This window comes from Ectothiorhodospiraceae bacterium BW-2 (assembly GCA_008375315.1).
Taxonomy (GTDB): Bacteria; Pseudomonadota; Gammaproteobacteria; order Thiohalomonadales; family Thiohalomonadaceae; genus BW-2.
In genome coordinates, this window is record CP032507.1 from 122,584 (window position 1) to 142,965 (window position 20,382).

21 protein-coding genes and 1 pseudogene are annotated in these 20,382 nt (G+C 50.6%); 20 read left to right on the top strand and 2 right to left on the bottom strand.

From position 1 onward, the window contains the following. The first annotated feature begins 77 nt into the window (after positions 1-77). The 13 genes from D5085_00485 to D5085_00545 all read left to right on the top strand — a co-directional run bounded on the left by D5085_00485 (position 78) and on the right by D5085_00545 (position 13,311). Entirely contained in the window at positions 78-3,839 is a 3,762-nt protein-coding gene (locus D5085_00485; GenBank protein ID QEP44999.1) for a nitrate reductase subunit alpha, read from the top strand. A gap of 19 nt (positions 3,840-3,858) precedes the next feature. Continuing rightward, a complete protein-coding gene (gene narH / locus D5085_00490) occupies positions 3,859-5,427 on the top strand; it encodes a nitrate reductase subunit beta (protein QEP41753.1) in 1,569 nt (522 codons plus the stop codon). A 12-nt stretch (positions 5,428-5,439) separates the two neighbouring features. Next, positions 5,440-5,955 (top strand): nitrate reductase molybdenum cofactor assembly chaperone, encoded by a 516-nt coding sequence (gene narJ, locus D5085_00495; protein ID QEP41754.1) that lies wholly within the window; start codon positions 5,440-5,442, stop codon positions 5,953-5,955. Positions 5,956-5,981: 26 nt separating this feature from the next. After that, positions 5,982-6,677 (top strand): respiratory nitrate reductase subunit gamma, encoded by a 696-nt coding sequence (gene narI / locus D5085_00500; protein QEP41755.1) that lies wholly within the window; start codon positions 5,982-5,984, stop codon positions 6,675-6,677. Between the two features lie 83 nt (positions 6,678-6,760). Then, the gene (gene tusE, locus D5085_00505) at positions 6,761-7,126 is read left to right on the top strand and encodes a TusE/DsrC/DsvC family sulfur relay protein (protein ID QEP45000.1); all 366 of its coding nucleotides are present in this window, start codon (positions 6,761-6,763) and stop codon (positions 7,124-7,126) included. 21 nt (positions 7,127-7,147) lie between these two features. Then, a complete protein-coding gene (gene moaA / locus D5085_00510; GenBank protein QEP41756.1) occupies positions 7,148-8,149 on the top strand; it encodes a GTP 3',8-cyclase MoaA in 1,002 nt (333 codons plus the stop codon). Between the two features lie 16 nt (positions 8,150-8,165). Then, on the top strand, positions 8,166-8,792 hold the full coding sequence (locus D5085_00515; protein ID QEP41757.1) for a carbonic anhydrase: 627 nt from the start codon (positions 8,166-8,168) through the stop codon (positions 8,790-8,792). A gap of 309 nt (positions 8,793-9,101) precedes the next feature. Beyond that, positions 9,102-11,036, top strand: coding sequence for a hypothetical protein (locus tag D5085_00520; GenBank protein ID QEP41758.1), 1,935 nt, complete (start codon positions 9,102-9,104; stop codon positions 11,034-11,036). A gap of 17 nt (positions 11,037-11,053) precedes the next feature. Beyond that, positions 11,054-11,266 (top strand): hypothetical protein, encoded by a 213-nt coding sequence (locus D5085_00525; protein QEP41759.1) that lies wholly within the window; start codon positions 11,054-11,056, stop codon positions 11,264-11,266. Next, the gene (locus D5085_00530) at positions 11,239-11,487 is read left to right on the top strand and encodes a type II toxin-antitoxin system RelE/ParE family toxin (protein QEP41760.1); all 249 of its coding nucleotides are present in this window, start codon (positions 11,239-11,241) and stop codon (positions 11,485-11,487) included. The genes D5085_00525 and D5085_00530 overlap by 28 nt, the downstream gene beginning before the upstream one ends. A 41-nt stretch (positions 11,488-11,528) precedes the next feature. After that, positions 11,529-11,831, top strand: a complete 303-nt coding sequence (locus tag D5085_00535) for a DUF4391 family protein (GenBank protein ID QEP41761.1) — start codon at positions 11,529-11,531, stop codon at positions 11,829-11,831. Beyond that, positions 11,828-12,922 (top strand): site-specific DNA-methyltransferase, encoded by a 1,095-nt coding sequence (locus D5085_00540; GenBank protein ID QEP41762.1) that lies wholly within the window; start codon positions 11,828-11,830, stop codon positions 12,920-12,922. The genes D5085_00535 and D5085_00540 overlap by 4 nt, the downstream gene beginning before the upstream one ends. Positions 12,923-12,924: 2 nt before the next feature. Further along, on the top strand, positions 12,925-13,311 hold the full coding sequence (locus D5085_00545; protein ID QEP41763.1) for an ATP-binding protein: 387 nt from the start codon (positions 12,925-12,927) through the stop codon (positions 13,309-13,311). A 340-nt stretch (positions 13,312-13,651) separates the two neighbouring features. On the opposite strand, the gene D5085_00550 is transcribed toward D5085_00545, so the two are convergent. Together D5085_00550 and D5085_00555 are read right to left on the bottom strand one after the other, a co-directional pair. Beyond that, a complete protein-coding gene (locus tag D5085_00550) occupies positions 13,652-14,701 on the bottom strand; it encodes an IS3 family transposase (protein QEP41764.1) in 1,050 nt (349 codons plus the stop codon). Then, entirely contained in the window at positions 14,698-15,141 is a 444-nt protein-coding gene (locus D5085_00555) for a hypothetical protein (GenBank protein QEP41765.1), read from the bottom strand. The genes D5085_00550 and D5085_00555 overlap by 4 nt, the downstream gene beginning before the upstream one ends. Positions 15,142-15,184: 43 nt before the next feature. Here D5085_00555 and D5085_00560 point away from each other — a divergent pair. The 7 genes and pseudogenes from D5085_00560 to D5085_00590 all read left to right on the top strand — a co-directional run bounded on the left by D5085_00560 (position 15,185) and on the right by D5085_00590 (position 20,362). After that, positions 15,185-15,511 (top strand): annotated as a pseudogene (locus D5085_00560) (DNA methylase). A gap of 5 nt (positions 15,512-15,516) precedes the next feature. Continuing rightward, positions 15,517-16,044: a DUF1016 family protein gene (locus D5085_00565; GenBank protein QEP41766.1), complete on the top strand. Its 528-nt coding sequence runs from the start codon at positions 15,517-15,519 to the stop codon at positions 16,042-16,044. 242 nt (positions 16,045-16,286) lie between these two features. Continuing rightward, positions 16,287-16,730 (top strand): hypothetical protein, encoded by a 444-nt coding sequence (locus D5085_00570; GenBank protein ID QEP41767.1) that lies wholly within the window; start codon positions 16,287-16,289, stop codon positions 16,728-16,730. Then, complete coding sequence (locus tag D5085_00575; protein QEP41768.1) at positions 16,727-17,776, top strand: IS3 family transposase; 1,050 nt, start codon at positions 16,727-16,729, stop codon at positions 17,774-17,776. Before D5085_00570 ends, D5085_00575 begins: the two co-directional genes overlap by 4 nt. 360 nt (positions 17,777-18,136) lie before the next feature. After that, positions 18,137-18,625, top strand: a complete 489-nt coding sequence (locus D5085_00580; GenBank protein ID QEP41769.1) for a hypothetical protein — start codon at positions 18,137-18,139, stop codon at positions 18,623-18,625. 414 nt (positions 18,626-19,039) lie between these two features. Beyond that, the gene (locus tag D5085_00585; GenBank protein QEP41770.1) at positions 19,040-19,534 is read left to right on the top strand and encodes an alpha/beta hydrolase; all 495 of its coding nucleotides are present in this window, start codon (positions 19,040-19,042) and stop codon (positions 19,532-19,534) included. Positions 19,535-19,630: 96 nt separating this feature from the next. After that, positions 19,631-20,362, top strand: a complete 732-nt coding sequence (locus D5085_00590) for an NUDIX domain-containing protein (protein QEP41771.1) — start codon at positions 19,631-19,633, stop codon at positions 20,360-20,362. Positions 20,363-20,382 lie beyond the last annotated feature (20 nt).

Genomic DNA, 20,382 nt, shown 5'->3' on the forward strand with positions numbered 1-20,382 from the left:
AGGCTGATTGTGCTGCTGATTCCATGATTGGACTCTGGTTACTCACTTTTTTCATCTGCTTAATTGGAGATAACACAGTGAGTCACTTTCTCGATAAATTCAAATTTTTCTCTCGTGCGAAGGAGAGTTTTTCCAACGGTCACGGCATCGTCACAGAGGAGGATCGCCGTTGGGAGGATAGCTATCGCAACCGCTGGCGGCACGATAAGGTCGTCCGCTCTACCCACGGGGTTAACTGCACTGGCGGCTGTTCGTGGAAAATCTATGTTAAAAATGGTCTGGTCGCCTATGAGATGCAGCAGACCGACTACCCCGAAACTCGCCCCGATATGCCTAACCACGAGCCGCGTGGCTGCCAGCGGGGAGCCTCTTTTTCGTGGTATCTCTACAGCCCCCACCGGATCAAATATCCGCTCATTCGTGGCCGACTGGTCGATCTCTATCGCCAAGAGCGGGCGAGCGGCAAGAGCCCCGTCGCCGCGTGGGAGGCGATTCAGGTCGATGAGGCCAAGCGCAAGAGCTATACCGGTGTGCGCGGTCTAGGCGGTTTTGTGCGGGCGGAGTGGGATGAGGTGGTCGAGATGATCGCAGCTGCCAACATCTACACGATCAAAAAGTGGGGACCTGATCGCATCTACGGCTTCTCTCCTATTCCGGCAATGTCGATGATTAGCTACGCCGCCGGCTCACGCTATCTGTCGCTAATCGGTGGGGCGTGTGGTTCGTTCTACGACTGGTATTGCGATCTGCCTGCCGCCTCGCCTCAGGTGTGGGGCGAGCAGACCGATGTACCCGAAGCGGCCGACTGGTACAACGCTAAATATCTCATTATCTGCGGTGCTAACCTGCCGATGACCCGTACCCCCGATGCCCACTTTGCGATCGAGTCGCGCTATAACGGCACCAAGGTGGTCTCGATGGCACCCGATTATGCTGAGTATGTCAAATTTGCCGATCTCTGGATGCCGGTCAGACAGGGAACCGATTCGGCCGCCTTTATGGCGATGGGCCATGTGGCGCTTAAAGAGTTCCATGTTGATAAACAAGATCCCTACTTTATCGAGTATGTGCGTCAATATACCGATCTGCCGATGCAGGTGATTTTGCAACAAGATGGCGAGCGCTATCTCTCTGGCCGTTTTCTACGCGCTTCCGATTTTAATCAGGCTCTAGGTGAGAGCAACAACCCTGAGTGGAAGACCGTTGTCTTCGATACCAAATCGAATAGCTTTGTCGTTCCTAACGGCTCGATCGGCTTCCGTTGGGGCGAAGAGGGTAAGTGGAATCTACTCGAACGGGCAGGGAGCGAGCAGGCCGAAACAGAGGCTGAGCTGAGCTGTATCACCCATAAAGATGGGGTGATCACCGTCACCTTCCCCCACTTTACCCCCGGCGAAGGTGACTCATTCACTCGTAATGTGCCGGCACGCAAACTCAAACTAGCCAGTGGTGAAGAGGTTTGGGTGGCCTCGGTCTATGACATGCTCATTGCCCAGTACGGCATTGATCGTGGTTTAGGTGACAATCTAGCCACCTCCTATGACGATGCCAATATCGCCTACACCCCTGCCTGGGGCGAGAAGGTGACCGGCGTAAAACGGGCCGATCTCATTCGCACCGGACGAGAGTTTGCCGACAATGCGAGTAAAACCCAGGGTAAATCGATGGTCATTATGGGGGCAGCGATTAACCACTGGTACCATAACGATATGGGCTATCGCAGCATTATGAATATGCTCCATATCTGCGGCTGCGTTGGTCAGTCGGGGGGTGGCTGGGCGCACTATGTCGGTCAAGAGAAGCTACGGCCTCAAGCGGGTTGGGCGCCAATAGCCTTTGCTCTCGATTGGCATCGGCCACCGCGTCACATGAACTCAACCACCTACTGGTACTTCCATACCGATCAGTGGCGCTATGAGAAGGTGAGTGGCGACTCGATTATGGCCTCTACCGCCAAAGGGAAGTATAAGGGCTACCAGATTGCCGACTACAATGTGGTTTCACAACGGCTCGGCTGGCTCCCCTCGGCACCCCACTTTAACCAAAACCCTATCGAGATTGTAAAAGCGGCTGAAAAAGCCGGCGCAACCGATGAGGCGGGTGTGGCGAACTATCTGAAAGAGCAACTTAAAAGTGGCAAAATTGCCTTTGCGAGTGAAGATATCGACGCCGCAGAGAACCATCCTCGCAACCTCTTTGTCTGGCGGGCTAACCTGCTCGGCTGTTCGGCTAAGGGGCATGAGTATTTTCTCAAACACCTAGTCGGGGCACAAAATGGCGTCATGCAGGAGGGAACGGAGGGAGCCGACTCCAAAGAGATTAAGTGGCGTGAAAAGTCACCGGTCGGTAAGCTCGATCTCATGGTCGATATCAACTTCCGCCTTAACTCAACCGGTGCCTACTCCGATATTATTCTGCCGACGGCAACCTGGTATGAGAAGGCCGATCTCAACACCACCGATATGCACCCCTTTGTCCACCCGATTGGCAAGGCGGTCGATCCACAATTTGAGTCAAAATCGGATTGGCAGATCTTCCAGACCATTGCGAAAAAGTTCTCTGAACTGGCCGAAAGTGAGCTCGGTACCCAAAAGGATGTCGTCTCGCTGCCGATGCAGCACGACTCTCCCATGGCATTAGCCCAGCCGTTTGGTGAGGTAAAGGATTGGAAACGGGGCGAGTGCGATCTGATCCCCGGCAAAACCGCGCCGCTGTTTAAACTGGTAGAGCGCGACTATCCTAATACCTGGAAGAAGTTTACCTCGGTCGGCCCCTTAATGAACAAGCTAGGGAATAACATTAAAGGGATCGACTGGAATACCGATCTTGAAATTGAGCAGCTTGGCAAACTCAATGGAGTGATTACGGAGGAGGGGATCTCAAAAGGGCGGCCACAACTGCTCGAAGATGAGGCGGTCTGCGATACGGTACTGCACATGGCTCCAGAGACCAACGGTGAAGTAGCGCACAAATCGTGGACAGCACTGTCGAAAAAGACCGGCATTGATCACCACCATCTCTACGCCGGACGGCATGAGGAGAAGATTCGTTACCACGACATTATTGCCCAGCCGCGCAAGATTATTACCGCGCCGACCTGGTCGGGCATTGAGTCGGAGGAGGTGAGTTACAACGCCTGCTATACCAATATCCATGAGCATATCCCCTTTAGAACCCTGACTGGCAGAGCCTCGTTCTATCTCGATCATGAGTGGATGCTCGACTTTGGCGAAGGGCTCTGCTGCTATCGGCCACCACAAGATCTTGGCGCGCATACCCATCTGCCGGCGGTACTCGCTGGTAAGCTGCAAGGTAAAAAGACCCTCACCCTTAACTGGATCACGCCCCATTCGAAGTGGGGGATCCACTCGACCTATCAGGACAATCTGCGGATGTTGCACCTGTTTCGCGGCGGCCCCTACTTCTGGCTGAATGAGGATGAGGCCAAAAGCATCGGTATTAAAGATAACGATTGGGTCGAAGCGGTGAATGCCAATGGAGCGACGGTCGCTCGTGTAGTGGTGAGTCAGCGGGTACCGCAAGGGATGGCAATTATGTACCACGCCCAAGAGAAGAATGTGAATGTTCCCGGTTCGAATACGACCGGTAAACGGGGCGGTATTCTTAACAGCGTCACCAAGGTGATTATGAAGCCGACCAATATGATTGGCGGCTACGCCCAGCTCTCCTACTCGTTTAACTACTACGGCACCGTCGGTAGTCAGCGAGATGAGCATGTCATAGTGCATAAAATTGAGGAGGCTGATATCAACTGGCTTGAGGGGGATTTGACACCTGAGCGGGAGAGACAGCTCAATCCGGTTGGAATTAACAATTAGTTATTAGAGGAACTGTGTAATGAAAATTCGCGCACAAATTGCCATGGTGCTCAATCTGGACAAGTGCATCGGCTGCCATACCTGCTCGGTCACCTGCAAAAATATCTGGACTAACCGTAAGGGGGTCGAGTACGCCTGGTTTAATAATGTTGAATCGAAACCCGGGGTAGGTTATCCCAAAAATTGGGAGGATCAGCAGAAGTGGATGGGGGGCTGGCGAGCCGCTGGTGGCAAGCTGGAGCTCAAAGCGGGCGGTCGCTTTAAAAAGCTCGTCAATATCTTTGCTAACCCCGATATGCCGCAAATTGACGACTACTATGGCCCGGAGCCGTTCGATTACGACTACGCAAAGTTACAGAACAAGCCCCTATCGGAGGCGGCACCGACCGCCCGTCCGATCTCGGCGATTACCGGTGACCGAATCGATAAAATCACCTGGGCGCCGAACTGGGAGGATGATCTGGCCGGGGCATTTGAAGATCGCTCGCAAGATGTCAACTTTAAAGATATCGAAAAGCAGATGTACAAAGAGTTTGAAAAAACCTTTCACATGTACCTGCCGCGGCTCTGTAACCACTGCCTCAACCCCGCCTGTGTCGCCTCCTGTCCGAGTGGGGCGATGTATAAGCGCGAGGAGGATGGGATTGTCTTAATCGACCAAGATAAGTGTCGCGGTTGGCGGATGTGTGTCAGCGCCTGCCCCTACAAAAAGATCTACTATAACTGGGAGTCGGGCAAATCGGAGAAGTGTATCGCCTGCTATCCACGGGTCGAGTCGGGGCTGCCGATGGCGTGCGCCGAGTCGTGTGTCGGTCGGATTCGCTATGTCGGGGTGATGCTCTATGATGCCGATAAGATCTCCGATACGGCAGCCACTCAGAGCGAACAGCAGCTCTATGATGCCCAGATGGGGGTCTTTCTCGATCCAAACGATGAGGCGGTGATTAAACAGGCGATTGCCGATGGCGTACCGATGCAGTGGATTGAAGCGGCGCAAAACTCTCCGGTTTGGAAGATGGCGATGGAGTGGAAGATCGCCTTCCCGATCCATCCAGAGTTCCGTACCCTGCCGATGATGTGGTATGTGCCACCGCTCTCACCGGTACAGAGCCAGATTGATCAAAACAATCTACCGACCGAGGCCGATGGCAATATCCCTAAGGCCGAAGCGCTGCGGTTCCCAGCCAAATATCTGGCCAATCTGCTCACCGCCGGTGATGAGAAGCCGATTATTAGCGCCCTGCAACGACTATTAGCGATGCGTAGTAATCAGCGCAGCAAGGCGGTTGATGGTCAGAGCAATACCGCAGCGCTTGAGTTGACCGGACTGACTGAAGCGCAATCGGATGCGATGTATCAGCTACTCGGCATTGCTAACTATGACGATCGTTTTGTTATCCCCACCAGTCAGCAGGGGCAGGCACCGTATATCGAAGACCCTTATGCTTTTCAGGGGCAGAACGGCTTTAGCGCCGGTAACTGTAGCGGCCATGGCGATGATGGCGGTACTGGGCTGAGTCTTTTTCCGGTCAAACGGGAGAGCTCATTCTCGCCGCAAGATATTCAACGCAAGTATCGGAAAGGGTAAGGGAGATAGCACATGGTAATCTATAAACTACTCTCTAGGCTGCTCGACTACCCCGGGCGGGAGCTATTTGAGAACTTTGAGGAGCTTGAGCGCGTCGCCGCTAACGATCCCTCGCTAAATGAGAGCGAGCGGGAGACGATTTGCGGTTTTGTGTCGTGGTTATCACTGCACACCCTAACCGGTGCGCAGCAGAACTATGTCGAGACTTTCGATATGACGCCCGAGCACGATCTCCATCTCACCCACCATATCTTTGGCGATAGTGGTGAGCGGGGGCCGGCACTCATCGATCTAACTCAGCACTATAGTGCGAACGGGTTGGCGATTGTCGAGAAGGAGATCCCAGACTATCTACCGCTGATTTTGGAGTATCTTTCGACCCTTGATGAGACGCAGGCGCGGTTCTTTCTCGCCGATGCTCGTAAGGTCGTCAGTGTTCTCGCAAAGAATCTGGAGAAGAGTGATAGCCCTTACGCTAAACTGTTGAAAATTGTTGAGAGCCGAGGCCAGTTGGCGCAAGCGGCTTAATCTATCTATTGTTAAGGAGAAGAGTAATGACTCTACACGACTTTATTTTCGGCATCTATCCTCTGATTGCCGGTACCGTCTTTCTGTTAGGGAGCTGGATTCGGTTTGACAGGGAGCAGTACACCTGGAAGGCCGACTCATCGCAGCTACTCGATAATCGTAATATGCGTTTGGCGAGCAATCTGTTTCATGTCGGTATTTTGGCTATCTTTGCCGGCCACTTTGTCGGGTTATTAACCCCGCATAGCTGGTTTTTGGCGCTAGGGGTCGATGATTTGACCCACCAATATGTGGCCATCTACGCCGGCGTGATCTTTGGTGGTATGTGCTTTATTGGAGCGCTCATGTTGACACTGCGGCGGCTAAATAACCGTCGTGTCGCGGCGGTGGGGCGTAAGCGTGATCTGGTGACCCTTGTCTGGATTTTGATCACAGTCTCATTAGGGCTACTCTCAATTCCGTTCTCTCTCTCCCATGCCGGTAATGGCGATGCGACGGTCATGATTGCGCTAACCCACTATGTACAGAGTGTTGCTACCTTGCAGCCCGATCCGGCACTATTAGCGGGTGTGGATTGGATATTTAAGACGCATATGTTCTTTGGCATGACGCTCTTTTTAATCTTCCCCTTCACCCGTCTAGTCCATATCTGGAGTGTTCCTATCGGCTATCTAGGTCGGGCCTACCAAATTGTTCGTCGCCGTCGGATGGTGATGAACTAGAGATATCGGCCACTCTCCCTTGACTGCTCAAGGGAGAGTGGCTCTCTCGAACTTTATGATTAACTTCAAGAGGTATCAATATGATGCGTGCTAATCCATTCGCTATTCGTAGTGAGTATATTTTGGTCGGTGAGACGAGTGTTGAAACCGATCAGGAGGGGTACATTCAGGATATGGAGCTCTGGTCGGAGGGGTTTGCTAAGGCGCAGGCAGAGAAAGAGGGGCTGACCTTGACCTCGGAGCACTGGGATGTGATCCACTATATTCGTGACTACTATGAAGAGCATGGCGTACAGGCACAGGTACGCACTATGATTAAACATTTTAAACAGGCTTGGGGTGAGGAGCGGGGTAATAACCACTATCTGCACGATCTCTTTCCTATGGGCGGGCCGCAAAAACAGGGCAACCGTCTAGCCGGTATTCGGCGCACTAAGGGTGAACACTAACGGGTATGGAGTAATATCGCTATGGCTTTAGCAGGGCTAATCGACCCATTTGGGCGCAAAATTAACTATCTGCGTCTATCGGTCACAGAGAAGTGTAACTATCGCTGCTTCTATTGTATGCCGGAGGAGGGGGTAAGCTGCTTATCACGCCGTCAGCTACTTAACCGAGAGGAGCTGCAGCGGCTGGTAACCCTCTTCGTGGCGTTGGGGGTTAGCAACATTCGTCTGACCGGAGGGGAGCCGCTAGTTCGCAAAGATCTGCCACAGCTAGCCGCCCCACTTGCTCAATTAGCGGGACTCGAAGAGCTATCGCTCTCCACCAATGGCCACCTCTTAGCGCAGCGGGCCGAATCGCTCTACCGCGCTGGTGTGAGTCGCTGCAACATCTCGCTCGATTCGGTCGATAGCGCTAACTTTCATACCATTACCAAAGGCGGCGATCTACAGCGCGTGATCGCCGGTATCAAGGCGGCCAAGGCGGTCGGCATGAGTCCGGTTAAGCTCAATATGGTGGTTATGCGTGGCGTGAATGAGCATGAGATTGAGGCGATGATCGACTTTGCCGCCACAACCGAGTGTCAGCTACGCTTTATTGAGACGATGCCGATGGGGGGCTTAGGGGAGCAGTTAAGCTCCCGTTACTACAGTGCTCAGAAGATCGTGGCGCGGGTTAAGGGGTATTTGGGCAGTGAGCTTATTCCCGTCAAGCCGAGTCGGGGCGCTGGGCCGGCGCGGTGTTATCAGATAGGCACCACTTCACAGCAAATAGGTGTCATTTCGGCGATGTCGCAACACTTTTGCGAGGGGTGTAATCGCATTCGTCTCACGGCTGAAGGGGCGTTGGTGCTCTGTCTAGGGCAAGAGGCTGCGATACCGTTAGGAGCGATGCTGCTCGCCGGTGCGAGCGATAGTGAACTGCAACAGCAGATCGTAGCCGCCATCGCCGCGAAGCCCTACGGCCACGATTTTCACGATAAGAGCCGCTATAGCGTGCAGCGGATGATGGTAAAAACCGGAGGGTAGGGGCTAGAGCTGGTATATGGATTCAAATTTGACTAAAGATGAGGCGTTAGAGCGACTGGTTAGCGGAAATATACGCTTTGTCGCAGGGCAGTATGGGATTGAACAGAGAGTGACCATACAACAGCGGGTGGAGATGCTCTATGGGCAGCACCCTTTTGCGGTTATTTTAGGCTGTTCTGACTCAAGAGTTCCGGCAGAGATTATTTTTGATCAGGGATTAGGTGCGCTGTTTGTGATTCGTATTGCTGGCAATATTGTTGCTCCCTCTCAAATCGGCAGTATTGAGTTTGCCTTAGAGAAATTTCAGCTACCGTTGGTAATTGTTTTAGGTCACTCTATGTGTGGTGCTGTTAAAGCGACTATCGATGAGATAGATAGCTGTGCTAGTAATGACGCCTCAAGCGTACTCTCTATTGTCAATCGTATTCGACCGGTGGTGATGCCTCTGCTTAAGATCGGGCTAACGAGTGGATCAGAGCAGCTACTAGAGACGGCGATTGATGCTAATATTCTCGCCTCAGTGAACCATCTTCGTTATGGCTCAACGATTATTGAGCAGCGGTTAAAGCAGGGAAAGTTAGAGGTGTTAGGGGCGAAATACCACCTAGATTCGGGTGAAGTTACCTTTTTTAACTCTTGCTAGCTACCAATCAATCAATACCTTCGCTATGTTGGTCTTGTGCATCGTGTAACCGTTCACTCACCCCGCCAAATTATAGCCCTCACCCCAACCCTCTCCCGCTAGGAGAGGGAGATAAGGAGGGGGGAGTGAACGGTTACAGTTTGGGATTGGTTGTCTGAGTGAGAGAAGATTGGCATAATAGAATTTATGAAATTAACGCATATCTTTAGGCAATAGAGGCGATTCAATAATCAATTTCAGATATCAGGGAGAGAACAAATGTGCCTGCTAATAGTATCTGACGCTATCGTGGCAATCAGCACATAACTCATGCTGATCGACAACCGCAAAACCGGCAAAGTCGGCGATGAAATTAAACAGCATCTGCAAACGGACACACGCCTGTCAGTAATTTCTGCGCTTTTTTCCCTCTATGGCTATCAAACCCTGAAGCAACAGCTAGAGCAGTGCGCCGCTGTAAAATTACTGCTACCCCAAACGAGCAGCGATACACTCTTTCCACTGCAAAACTTAACCGGTGATCGCTACGAGCTGCATCGCAGAAACCAACTGATTCAGGCGGCGATTGCCCGACAATGTGCTGACTGGTTACAAAATAGTGCCGAAGTCAGACAGATCAGAAAAGAGGCCGGTGTCAGCCAAAACCTGTTCCATCTGCAACAGCCTGATGGTAATGCGTTAGCGATACAGGGTAACGCCAGTTTCACCTCAACCGGCTTTGGCTACAGCGAATCGGATCAATACTTCATGAACATGAAGATAACCGAACCACAAGGCACCGCCGCAATGTTGGAGTGGTTCAACGCCATCTGGAACGATCACCACGCCACCACCGACATCAAACAGCAAGTATTGCAACAGCTTAACCACCTGGCCAGTGACCAACCTTCTGAGTTAATCTACCTGCTTACCCTTTATCACCTCTTTAGTGGCTCGCTCGATGAGCTGACCGAAGAGCGGATTATTAAAAGCAAAACCGGTATTCACCAAACAACTGTCTGGAACAAGCTCTATAAATTTCAGCGTGATGGTGTCATGGGGGCAATTGATAAACTGGAGCGCTACAACGGCTGCATCATTGCCGATAGTGTCGGTTTGGGCAAAACCTTTGAAGCGCTGGCGGTGATTAAATATTACGAGCTGAGAAATGACCGCGTACTGGTACTCTGCCCGAAAAAACTGCGCGAAAACTGGAGTCTCTACACCCTTAATGACCGCCGTAATCTGCTCGCTGATGACCGCTTTAACTACGATATTCTCAACCATACCGATCTGACCCGTACCGGCGGCTTCTCCGGCGATATCAACCTCGCGACCCTCAACTGGGGCAACTACGATCTGATTGTGATTGATGAATCGCACAACTTCCGTAATACACCCGATGCTAAAGAGGGCATCACCCGCTACGGACGGTTAATGAATGAGGTGATTCGTAACGGGGTTAAGACTAAAGTGCTGATGCTCTCTGCCACCCCGGTTAATAACCGCATGAATGATCTAAAAAATCAGGTTGCATTTATTACCGAGGGTAACGACAGCGCCTATAAAGAGGAGGGTATTGCCAGCATTGAACAGTCGCTACGCCGAGCCCAAACCCGTTTTAACGACTGGTTAAGTGAAAGCCCCCGCACGACAGAATCCTTAATGCGTAGCCTCAACTTCGACTACTTCAAGCTGCTCGATATGCTCACCATTGCCCGTTCGCGTAAACATATCGAAAAGTATTATGACATTAGCGAAATCGGCCAGTTCCCCCAACGACTGAAACCACAAAATATCAAAGCCGATATTGATACGCTCGGCAACTATCCGCCTTTAAAAGAGATTAACAACACCATTCGTCGGCTCCATCTCAGCGCCTACTCACCGATAAAATATCTGCGCAACGACAAACGCGCTGAATATAGCCGCAAATATGACATACAAGTAAAAGGCGGCAAATCCGTTTTTCGACAGGAAGATCGCGAACAGAGCCTGATCCACCTGATGCGGGTCAATTTGCTCAAACGGATGGAGAGCTCCATCAACTCATTTGCTCTCACTCTGCAAAAACTGCTGAATGCGGTAGAGCAGCTGTTACATCGACTGGATAGTTATCAAGGCATAAGCGGCAAGTCACAACAACAGAGCACCGAAAGCCTGTTTAGTCGGGGTGGCACGCAACTCAGTGGCGATCACTATCACGGATTGGACGATTTTGAAGTGGTCAGCTATCTGATATTACTCTCTCCTCAACCCAATTAACCTACAGGAGTATAACGATGAAAACCCTATCGGTAGAACTCAATGACCAAGCCTATCAACAGGTGATCCATTTTTTACAAACACTGCCCAAACAGGACTATCACCTGTTGGATGATTTTGACCAACTAAGCACTGAGGAGAAACAACAACTGGCAGCGATAGAGCATCAATTAGCACAAAACGATAGCAGTGATTTTGAATCATGGGACAGCGTGAAGCAGCAACTCTAACGATGTATTCGATACAGGTTCATAAACAGGTCAAAAAATATCTGTTATCACTGCCAAAAAATTACCGGCAGAACATCGCAGAGAAGATGGATCTACTTGCGATTGATCCCTACCACCATCCACAACTGGATATTAAACCGATGGTGGGCGAAAACGATTACTATCGTTTACGGGTCGGTCAATATCGCTTGATTTATCGCGTTGAGAATCAAAAGCTATGAGTGCTGGTGATGAAGCTGGGATCCAGAGGTGGTATTTATAAATGATCGCCTCCCTACACCAGTTTGAAGCCGCTCTTAACCTGCCGCCCGACAGCATCATTAACCACCTGATCGCCTATCATGCCGCTCGCCATAGCGGCGACTACCAACCCAACCATACAAATCCACAACAGCGTTGGCAGGCGGTTAATCAGCTCGATCAACTCGCCAAACAGCAGACGACACTGCGCAAAAAACTGAAGCAGGAGCGGCAGATGAGCCGGCAAATTGCCCTCAATGGCCAGCTTCGCAGTCTCAATACCGAATTCGCACAACAGATTCAAATCCTACAGGAGCCACAATGAGCAGTGATAAGCCCACCCTAAACCGCTTAACCGCCGAAGAACTGACCAGCCCCGATGGCGTGACCGACAACCTTGAGGCACTCAAAACTCTATTTCCCGAAGCCTTTAGCGAGGGCAAGATCGATTTTGCGGTACTGCGGCAGTTATTGGGCGATAGCACGGTATTAACCGAAGGCGAAGAGAAGTACGGCCTTAACTGGCACGGTAAAAAGCGGGCGCGGCAAATTGCGCTAACCCCCTCTAACGCCACCCTGCGCCCTTGCCCTGAAGAGAGTGTCGATTGGGAGACCACCCAAAACCTGTTTATCGAAGGCGATAATCTGGAGGTGCTCAAACTGCTACAAAAGAGCTACGCCAATAAGGTGAAGATGATCTACATCGACCCGCCCTATAACACCGGCAAAGAGTTTATCTACCCCGATAACTATCAGGATAACCTCGATACCTATCTGCGCTACACCGGCCAAAAGGGTGAAGATGGGCTAAAACTGAGTTCCAATAGCGAAACTTCGGGTCGGTATCACACCAACTGGCTCAATATGATCTACCCGCGATTGAAGGTGGCGCGGAGTTACGCCACCATCGCCGACATCGGCAAAGAGCGCATTCGCCGCGCCGCTGCCAAAATCCGCAGCGAACACCCCGACTACAACGGCGATCTCGGCTTCAAAGTGTTCAAACTCGACTCCAGCAATATCCGCCCGTGGAACCCGCACCCCACCGATATCGAAACCGCCCTGCGCGAACATGAACAGCATCTCTATCAAGACCGCAGCGAGCAGGATATTCTCTACGAACTGCTGCTCAAGCGCGGGGTTGAGCTGACCGTCCCCATCGAACAGCGCACCCTCGGCAACCACACCCTGCACAGCATCGGCTACGGCGTACTGTTCGCCTGCCTCAGCGAGCAGATTCACGCCAGCGACATCGAACCCCTCGCCCAAGCAATCATTGACTGGCATCAAGAGCTGGCTCCCGAAACCGAACCGCAATGCTTCTTCCGTGACAGCGCCTTTGCCGATGATATTGCCAAAACCAACCTTGCCGCCATCTTGCAACAGGGTGGGTTGAAACATCTGCGGAGTTTGTAAAGTTGGACACTTCGCAACTGGTTGAATGGGTTAATCAGCTTCGCTATCTCCCTCATGAGATGGCATGTGTTGAATTTAAGCGTAACTGGGATGATGCCAATGATATCGCTCAATACATTTCGGCACTCGCCAACAGTGCTGCTCTGGAGGGAAAAGAGCGCGCTTGGATGGTTTGGGGGATTGATGATGTGACTCATGAAGTAACAGGCACCGATTTTTCGCCTGCTACCGCGAAAGGCAAAGGCAATCAGCCATTGCAGATTTGGTTAGCTCATCGAATTACCCCAACCTCTGATTTTCATTTTCATGAAGTCACCCATCCAAAAGGCAGGATTATAGTGCTGGAAATTTTTCCCGCCCGTATAGCGCCACCGGAAGCTGTCAAGTAATTTGAGACCAGTTGTTAAAAAAATAAAGCTCTAAATCTAGCCGGTGATTGCCACTGCCCTCACCGGCAAATTTCGCCTATGTTGAGTCATGACGCAACAAGGAGCGAACATGACCCTCATGGCCCTTTGCCGCAAGAGCCAAGCCCTTCAGCAAGGGGGAGCTGCAAGGCGAACTGCAACCCCTAATCTAGGAACCTCCCTCCTGCACCGCGTTACCCACAGCCCGCCCCCCTACGATAATAAGGGGGTCTCCGGGGGCGGGCTATGGATAACGCTCTGTCATTCAGCCACCACAACCGGCTAAAGCCATCGACGATAGACCCACTAGCGGCACCGTCACTCATCTCTCCTTCGCTCTATTCAGGGTTGGATAGTTGACCTCCAGCGACCCCACCCCCTCCTCCGGTAGAGCGGGGTTAATCCATACCTCAGTAGGGGGTTGCTTAACCTTGGGCTCACCATGAATAAAGCGTTTCGGATGCTGCTGATAGGCCTGCTTCAGCGCCTGTTCACGCTGCTCGCTAACCTCCTTGTAACGACCGGTAAATACCTGCTCTGGAGTGAACCACGCAATCCCTCGATGGTGGTGGTGGAAACAGTACCAGTCAACATAGTCACTAAACCATATTCTGGCATGGTCAACTCCTGTAAATCGTTGAGGATAATCGGGTTGTTGCTTGAGTGTTTTAAATTGACTCTCGCTAAACGGATTGTCGTTACTGACTCGTGGACGGCTGTGGGAGCAGGTGATCCCCAGTTCGGCCATCAAGTCGAGATAGCCTCTGGCGGTCATCGGCACACCTCTATCCTGATGCAGTGTTAAGCCACTGAGCGCGACCCGATAGCGAGCCGCTGCGTCACTGATTAACAGCTTGGAGAGCTCACTATTCTCCTTCCTTGAGACCATCCAAGCCACAATAAAACGGCTGTAGAGATCCATCACCACATAGAGATTCAAGAAGTTACCCTGCTCTGTGGTGGGAAGCTTAGTGATATCCCATGTCCAAACCTCATTCGGGCGGGTCGCCCGTAATCGGGGGATAGCGTGTGATTTGGCCGGTTTTTGAGCTCGCCGCTCTCCCGTCTGTTGATTAGCACGAAGGATCCGATACATCGTACTGATTGAACAGTAATATTTCCCTTCATCCAGCAGGCTAGCATAGATCTCTGCCGGAGGTTGGTCATAGAATCGTTCGCTGTTCAAAAGCCCCAGAACGGCTTGCCTCTCTGCCTCACTCAGCGCATTGGCTGCGACGGGTCTTGGAAGGCTCGCTCGGGGGGAGACAACCGGAGCCTGTCGGCGGTAGTAGCCTGCACGCGAGAGCGCTAGGCTATCGCAAGCGGCTCTTATGCTCACCGAACTGGGGCACTCTTTTTCAACTAATCTCATAAGCTTATCTCTGTGTTCATCTGCTCCAATAAGCTGAAGGCTTTTTTTTGGAGCGCAATCACCCCTTCGGTCTGCTGTAACCGTTGGCTAAGACGCTGAATTTCCTTCTTTAAACGCTCTATCTCCTTATCTCGCTTGTCTAGGCTCGGTTTGCGACCACTCTGTTTCCCTTTCAGGCCAGCCTGCCCCTGTGCTTGCAGTTGTCGGCGCCATTTGGTCAGATGGGAGCTGTAGATCTGCTCTTTGCGCAGCAGCTCGCCTAGCTGACCCGGCTCCTTGCACTGCTCTGCTTCTGCTAGGATCCGAAGCTTCTCTTCCTCACTAAATTTGCGGTAGGAGCGCTTCTCTTCATCGGGGTCGGTAACCTCGTTGGAGGGTAAAACGGTAGTATCTTTGGGCATCGTGTATCTCCTCTGTTGCCCCCCTGATTCTACATTCATTTCTCATCAGGGGTGGTCTCAGGGTATCTTGACACTCAGGGCGTCCAAGGCCAACTCGGCACGTCTGAAACTGTCAGCGGAATTCAAAAGCGCAATGATGTCGGGCGATGCTGAAATTGCAGGAACTCCTCTTAGAGCGCTGCTTTATGCCTTGTTTGAACTTTCCAAAGAGATGGAAGTGGATGATGTGCTGCTTCACTTGATGGAAAACTGCCCGAACTATCTTCCGAACAAAGCCTTGCTGGCAAAAATGGCGGACTATCTCGCAGAAAAACGGGAAGGTCTGAAAACGACAAAGGCATTCAAACCCGACGTGGAAGCAAGCTGCGCTCGCGTGCTCGCGGAAGCTATCAGAAACCAGAGGCTGTAGAATAAATGGCCACGAATAAACGCAAATTGGGTAAAACCACGGAACACACAGAAAACACAGAACACACGGAAGTGAGTTTTGGTGGATTGGTAGGTGATATTCGAGAGATTATCTCGCAGGCTCGATCACTTACACGGAGAAGTGTGAACTCTCTTCAAGTTATATCCAATTATCTGATTGGTATGCGGATTGTCTTCGAAGAGCAAAGCGGTCAAGAACGGGCAGATTATGGGAAAGCAACCCTAAAGGAACTATCGGCAGAATTAACAGAGGAGTTTGGAAGAGGCTATTCTCGCAGTAATCTGGAATACATGCGGAAGTTCTATTTGACCTATGCGCCATCAATAGAAAAAAAATCCCAAACACTGTCTGGGATTTCTGGTTACCGACAAATTAGCCAGGCAGTGTCTAACCAATCTCTTTCCCACAAACCTCAAACATTGTCTGAGGAATTCGATATAGCAAAGATTACGCAGACATTGTCTGCGCAATTACCGTCGGAAGCTGTCAAGCAATTTGAGACCAGTTGTTAAAAAAATAAAGCTCTAAATCTAGCCGGTGATTGCCACTGCCCTCACCGGCAAATTTCGCCTATGTTGAGTCATGACGCAACAAGGAGCGAACATGACCCTCATGGCCCTTTGCCGCAAGAGCCAAGCCCTTCAGCAAGGGGGAGCTGCAAGGCGAACTGCAACCCCTAATCTAGGAACCTCCCTCCTGCACCGCGTTACCCACCCTGAGTGTCAAGATACCCTGAGACCACCCCTGATGAGAAATGAATGTAGAATCAGGGGGGCAACAGAGGAGATACACGATGCCCAAAGATACTACCGTTTTACCCTCCAACGAGGTTACCGACCCCGATGAAGAGAAGCGCTCCTACCGCAAATTTAGTGAGGAAGAGAAGCTTCGGATCCTAGCAGAAGCAGAGCAGTGCAAGGAGCCGGGTCAGCTAGGCGAGCTGCTGCGCAAAGAGCAGATCTACAGCTCCCATCTGACCAAATGGCGCCGACAACTGCAAGCACAGGGGCAGGCTGGCCTGAAAGGGAAACAGAGTGGTCGCAAACCGAGCCTAGACAAGCGAGATAAGGAGATAGAGCGTTTAAAGAAGGAAATTCAGCGTCTTAGCCAACGGTTACAGCAGACCGAAGGGGTGATTGCGCTCCAAAAAAAAGCCTTCAGCTTATTGGAGCAGATGAACACAGAGATAAGCTTATGAGATTAGTTGAAAAAGAGTGCCCCAGTTCGGTGAGCATAAGAGCCGCTTGCGATAGCCTAGCGCTCTCGCGTGCAGGCTACTACCGCCGACAGGCTCCGGTTGTCTCCCCCCGAGCGAGCCTTCCAAGACCCGTCGCAGCCAATGCGCTGAGTGAGGCAGAGAGGCAAGCCGTTCTGGGGCTTTTGAACAGCGAACGATTCTATGACCAACCTCCGGCAGAGATCTATGCTAGCCTGCTGGATGAAGGGAAATATTACTGTTCAATCAGTACGATGTATCGGATCCTTCGTGCTAATCAACAGACGGGAGAGCGGCGAGCTCAAAAACCGGCCAAATCACACGCTATCCCCCGATTACGGGCGACCCGCCCGAATGAGGTTTGGACATGGGATATCACTAAGCTTCCCACCACAGAGCAGGGTAACTTCTTGAATCTCTATGTGGTGATGGATCTCTACAGCCGTTTTATTGTGGCTTGGATGGTCTCAAGGAAGGAGAATAGTGAGCTCTCCAAGCTGTTAATCAGTGACGCAGCGGCTCGCTATCGGGTCGCGCTCAGTGGCTTAACACTGCATCAGGATAGAGGTGTGCCGATGACCGCCAGAGGCTATCTCGACTTGATGGCCGAACTGGGGATCACCTGCTCCCACAGCCGTCCACGAGTCAGTAACGACAATCCGTTTAGCGAGAGTCAATTTAAAACACTCAAGCAACAACCCGATTATCCTCAACGATTGACAGGAGTTGACCATGCCAGAATATGGTTTAGTGACTATGTTGACTGGTACTGTTTCCACCACCACCATCGAGGGATTGCGTGGTTCACTCCAGAGCAGGTATTTACCGGTCGTTACAAGGAGGTTAGCGAGCAGCGTGAACAGGCGCTGAAGCAGGCCTATCAGCAGCATCCGAAACGCTTTATTCATGGTGAGCCCAAGGTTAAGCAACCCCCTACTGAGGTATGGATTAACCCCGCTCTACCGGAGGAGGGGGTGGGGTCGCTGGAGGTCAACTATCCAACCCTGAATAGAGCGAAGGAGAGATGAGTGACGGTGCCGCTAGTGGGTCTATCGTCGATGGCTTTAGCCGGTTGTGGTGGCTGAATGACAGAGCGTTATCCATAGCCCGCCCCCCGGAGACCCCCTTATTATCGTAGGGGGGCGGGCTGTGGGTAACGCGGTGCAGGAGGGAGGTTCCTAGATTAGGGGTTGCAGTTCGCCTTGCAGCTCCCCCTTGCTGAAGGGCTTGGCTCTTGCGGCAAAGGGCCATGAGGGTCATGTTCGCTCCTTGTTGCGTCATGACTCAACATAGGCGAAATTTGCCGGTGAGGGCAGTGGCAATCACCGGCTAGATTTAGAGCTTTATTTTTTTAACAACTGGTCTCAAATTGCTTGACAGCTTCCGGCATGGTGTGGTGTCACCTGTTCCCGATTGGGGATGCGTCGCTGGTAACGGTGGGGTGTCAACGCCTAAGCTATCTGCTTGTTAACTCATTTACCGCCAGAGCATTAGCGGTAAGAATAGTTACAGAAAATTCCGGTAAGCGAACACCGGGCATAGATCAAGAACTCTGGAATAAACCCACAATCAAATACAAAGCGATAAAGACTCTTAAACACTGGACAGGTTACCATCCAAAACCACTGAAACGGATCTATATTCCGAAGAAAAATGGCAAACAGCGTCCGCTGAGTATCCCTTGCATGGATGACAGAGCCCGTCAGGCACTGTATATGCAAGCACTACAACCGGTAGCAGAAACGTTAGCTGACGAAAATTCATATGGTTTTCGAATTCAACAAAGCTGCACCGACGCCATTGATCAATGCTTTAAAGTATTGAGACAGAAAAGTTCAGTGCAATGGATACTGGAATGCCTCGCATTCCTTCGATAAGCCATCTCATCTACTGAGAGCCGTTTTATCTAACTGAGGGTATAGGCTGCTGCAACAGCATGGCTGTGGTCAATACCCAGCAATGCTCAAGGGGTGGCGTTCAGTGCGACATATAGTGTCTGATTGAAGATATTGTCGCATTTACTAAGATGCACAAGAGGGTATAATGAAGCCAATAGAGGGGCGTTGTGGCCTCGCTGTAAACGTTACAGCTGAATGACGAACCGAGTTATAATCTGACAGGTGGATAGTTTTGCATAGGATAAATGAGCTTGTTGTGGTAATATTTGAGCATACTCTTATATCTATTATTTGATAGTAATTGTTCCTTAATCAAGCTATGTGGTTTTATTTTAATCAGATGGGTGTTGATGTTATTGGTATTTTTATGTACGGGAGGAGATTTTGAACGATATGAAAATAATATTTTCGCATGGCAAAGAGAGCGGACCCTGGGGTAGCAAGATTAAAAGACTTGCGAATACGGCATCAATGCATGGTTATGATGTTGATAGTATAGATTATTCTGATATTTCCGACCCAGATGATAGAGTTGAACGATTATTGGATGTGTTGAAAAATCTTAGTGGAGATTTTGTTCTTGTTGGATCAAGTATGGGCGGTTATGTGTCATTGGTTGCTTCAGAAAGTGTCGATACCAAAGGCGTTTTCTTGCTTGCTCCAGCATTGTATATGTCTGGTTATGATAAACAAAACTATACTACCCGCTCTCCTGTTGAGATTGTGCATGGTTGGTCTGATGATATCATCCCTCCGGAAAATTCGATCAAATTTGCCAAGGCGGCTAATAGTATATTACATCTAATCCCCGGAGATCATCGACTGAACTCGTCTATAGAAATTGTTGATGTGATTTTTCGTAATTTTTTGACTTCGATTGATGTTTAAAGCAATCAGGCCAAATGTCTTTATTGATGTTAACTCATGCAATTCAATTGTCTTCATGAAATGCGATTTATACCTTTTGGTTTTTGACAATGAGAGATGGTGATGCCAGTATTAATGGAATGTATTAACGTGTTTGTGTTGTATAAAAAGTTAATTAAAGTTTTTCCTGGGGGCGAACCAGCTCTTAATGAAGCTTGTTTGTCTGGTGGTATATGGCATGATGGCTTTTTAGTACGCTTTGGCGCTATGAATGAGTTTGATATGGAACTAATTGTTGGTGATTTAAAAAATTGGGGATTAAAACCGGGAAAAGATTTCGGTTTTGATGAGCCATGGATAGAACACTCACCTGATGGTTTTTCAGCACCATGTGTGGCTCTTAAAGGAGAGCTGAATGCGCCCTTAGTTGGACCTCATAACATTAATGATTTTTTGGGTGGGAAAGTAAAACCGTTGCGCCGCAGAGCGACTGTCATCATTCAACATGATGAAAAAGTTCTTTTAGTACGGGATCGGGGCAAGAAAAGCTACTCTTTACCGGGCGGCAAAGTGGAACGCAAAGAGCAACCCCTATGCGCGGCGATTAGAGAGCTGTATGAAGAGCTCAGCATGCGGGCAGTAAAGGTCGAGCGATGTCCTCAAGCGGACTACAATGCGGCTTATAACAGCCATATCGTGTGTGTAATAGAGAGTGACGATCAGCCGCTTATCAACAGAAGAGAGCTGGATGACTACCTGTGGTGGGATAGAAAAAAAGAGATTGCCCGATACCGTCACGTTGACCAAATTTTATCCGCTTTATGTAATAATCCTCCCCACTCACCCTAAACACAAATTCCCACCAAGGC

Bases quoted from the DNA above. Each gene is read 5' to 3' on its own strand.
- narH (QEP41753.1), top strand. From the start codon at position 3,859: ATGAAAATTCGCGCACAAATTGCCATGGTGCTCAATCTGGACAAGTGC.
- narJ (QEP41754.1), top strand. From the start codon at position 5,440: ATGGTAATCTATAAACTACTCTCTAGGCTGCTCGACTACCCCGGGCGG.
- narI (QEP41755.1), top strand. From the start codon at position 5,982: ATGACTCTACACGACTTTATTTTCGGCATCTATCCTCTGATTGCCGGT.
- tusE (QEP45000.1), top strand. From the start codon at position 6,761: ATGCGTGCTAATCCATTCGCTATTCGTAGTGAGTATATTTTGGTCGGT.
- moaA (QEP41756.1), top strand. From the start codon at position 7,148: ATGGCTTTAGCAGGGCTAATCGACCCATTTGGGCGCAAAATTAACTAT.
- D5085_00515 (QEP41757.1), top strand. From the start codon at position 8,166: ATGGATTCAAATTTGACTAAAGATGAGGCGTTAGAGCGACTGGTTAGC.
- D5085_00520 (QEP41758.1), top strand. From the start codon at position 9,102: ATGCTGATCGACAACCGCAAAACCGGCAAAGTCGGCGATGAAATTAAA.
- D5085_00525 (QEP41759.1), top strand. From the start codon at position 11,054: ATGAAAACCCTATCGGTAGAACTCAATGACCAAGCCTATCAACAGGTG.
- D5085_00530 (QEP41760.1), top strand. From the start codon at position 11,239: ATGGGACAGCGTGAAGCAGCAACTCTAACGATGTATTCGATACAGGTT.
- D5085_00535 (QEP41761.1), top strand. From the start codon at position 11,529: ATGATCGCCTCCCTACACCAGTTTGAAGCCGCTCTTAACCTGCCGCCC.
- D5085_00540 (QEP41762.1), top strand. From the start codon at position 11,828: ATGAGCAGTGATAAGCCCACCCTAAACCGCTTAACCGCCGAAGAACTG.
- D5085_00550 (QEP41764.1), bottom strand. From the start codon at position 14,701: ATGAGATTAGTTGAAAAAGAGTGCCCCAGTTCGGTGAGCATAAGAGCC.
- D5085_00555 (QEP41765.1), bottom strand. From the start codon at position 15,141: ATGAATGTAGAATCAGGGGGGCAACAGAGGAGATACACGATGCCCAAA.
- D5085_00565 (QEP41766.1), top strand. From the start codon at position 15,517: ATGGCCACGAATAAACGCAAATTGGGTAAAACCACGGAACACACAGAA.
- D5085_00570 (QEP41767.1), top strand. From the start codon at position 16,287: ATGAATGTAGAATCAGGGGGGCAACAGAGGAGATACACGATGCCCAAA.
- D5085_00575 (QEP41768.1), top strand. From the start codon at position 16,727: ATGAGATTAGTTGAAAAAGAGTGCCCCAGTTCGGTGAGCATAAGAGCC.
- D5085_00580 (QEP41769.1), top strand. From the start codon at position 18,137: ATGGTGTGGTGTCACCTGTTCCCGATTGGGGATGCGTCGCTGGTAACG.
- D5085_00585 (QEP41770.1), top strand. From the start codon at position 19,040: ATGAAAATAATATTTTCGCATGGCAAAGAGAGCGGACCCTGGGGTAGC.
- D5085_00590 (QEP41771.1), top strand. From the start codon at position 19,631: ATGGTGATGCCAGTATTAATGGAATGTATTAACGTGTTTGTGTTGTAT.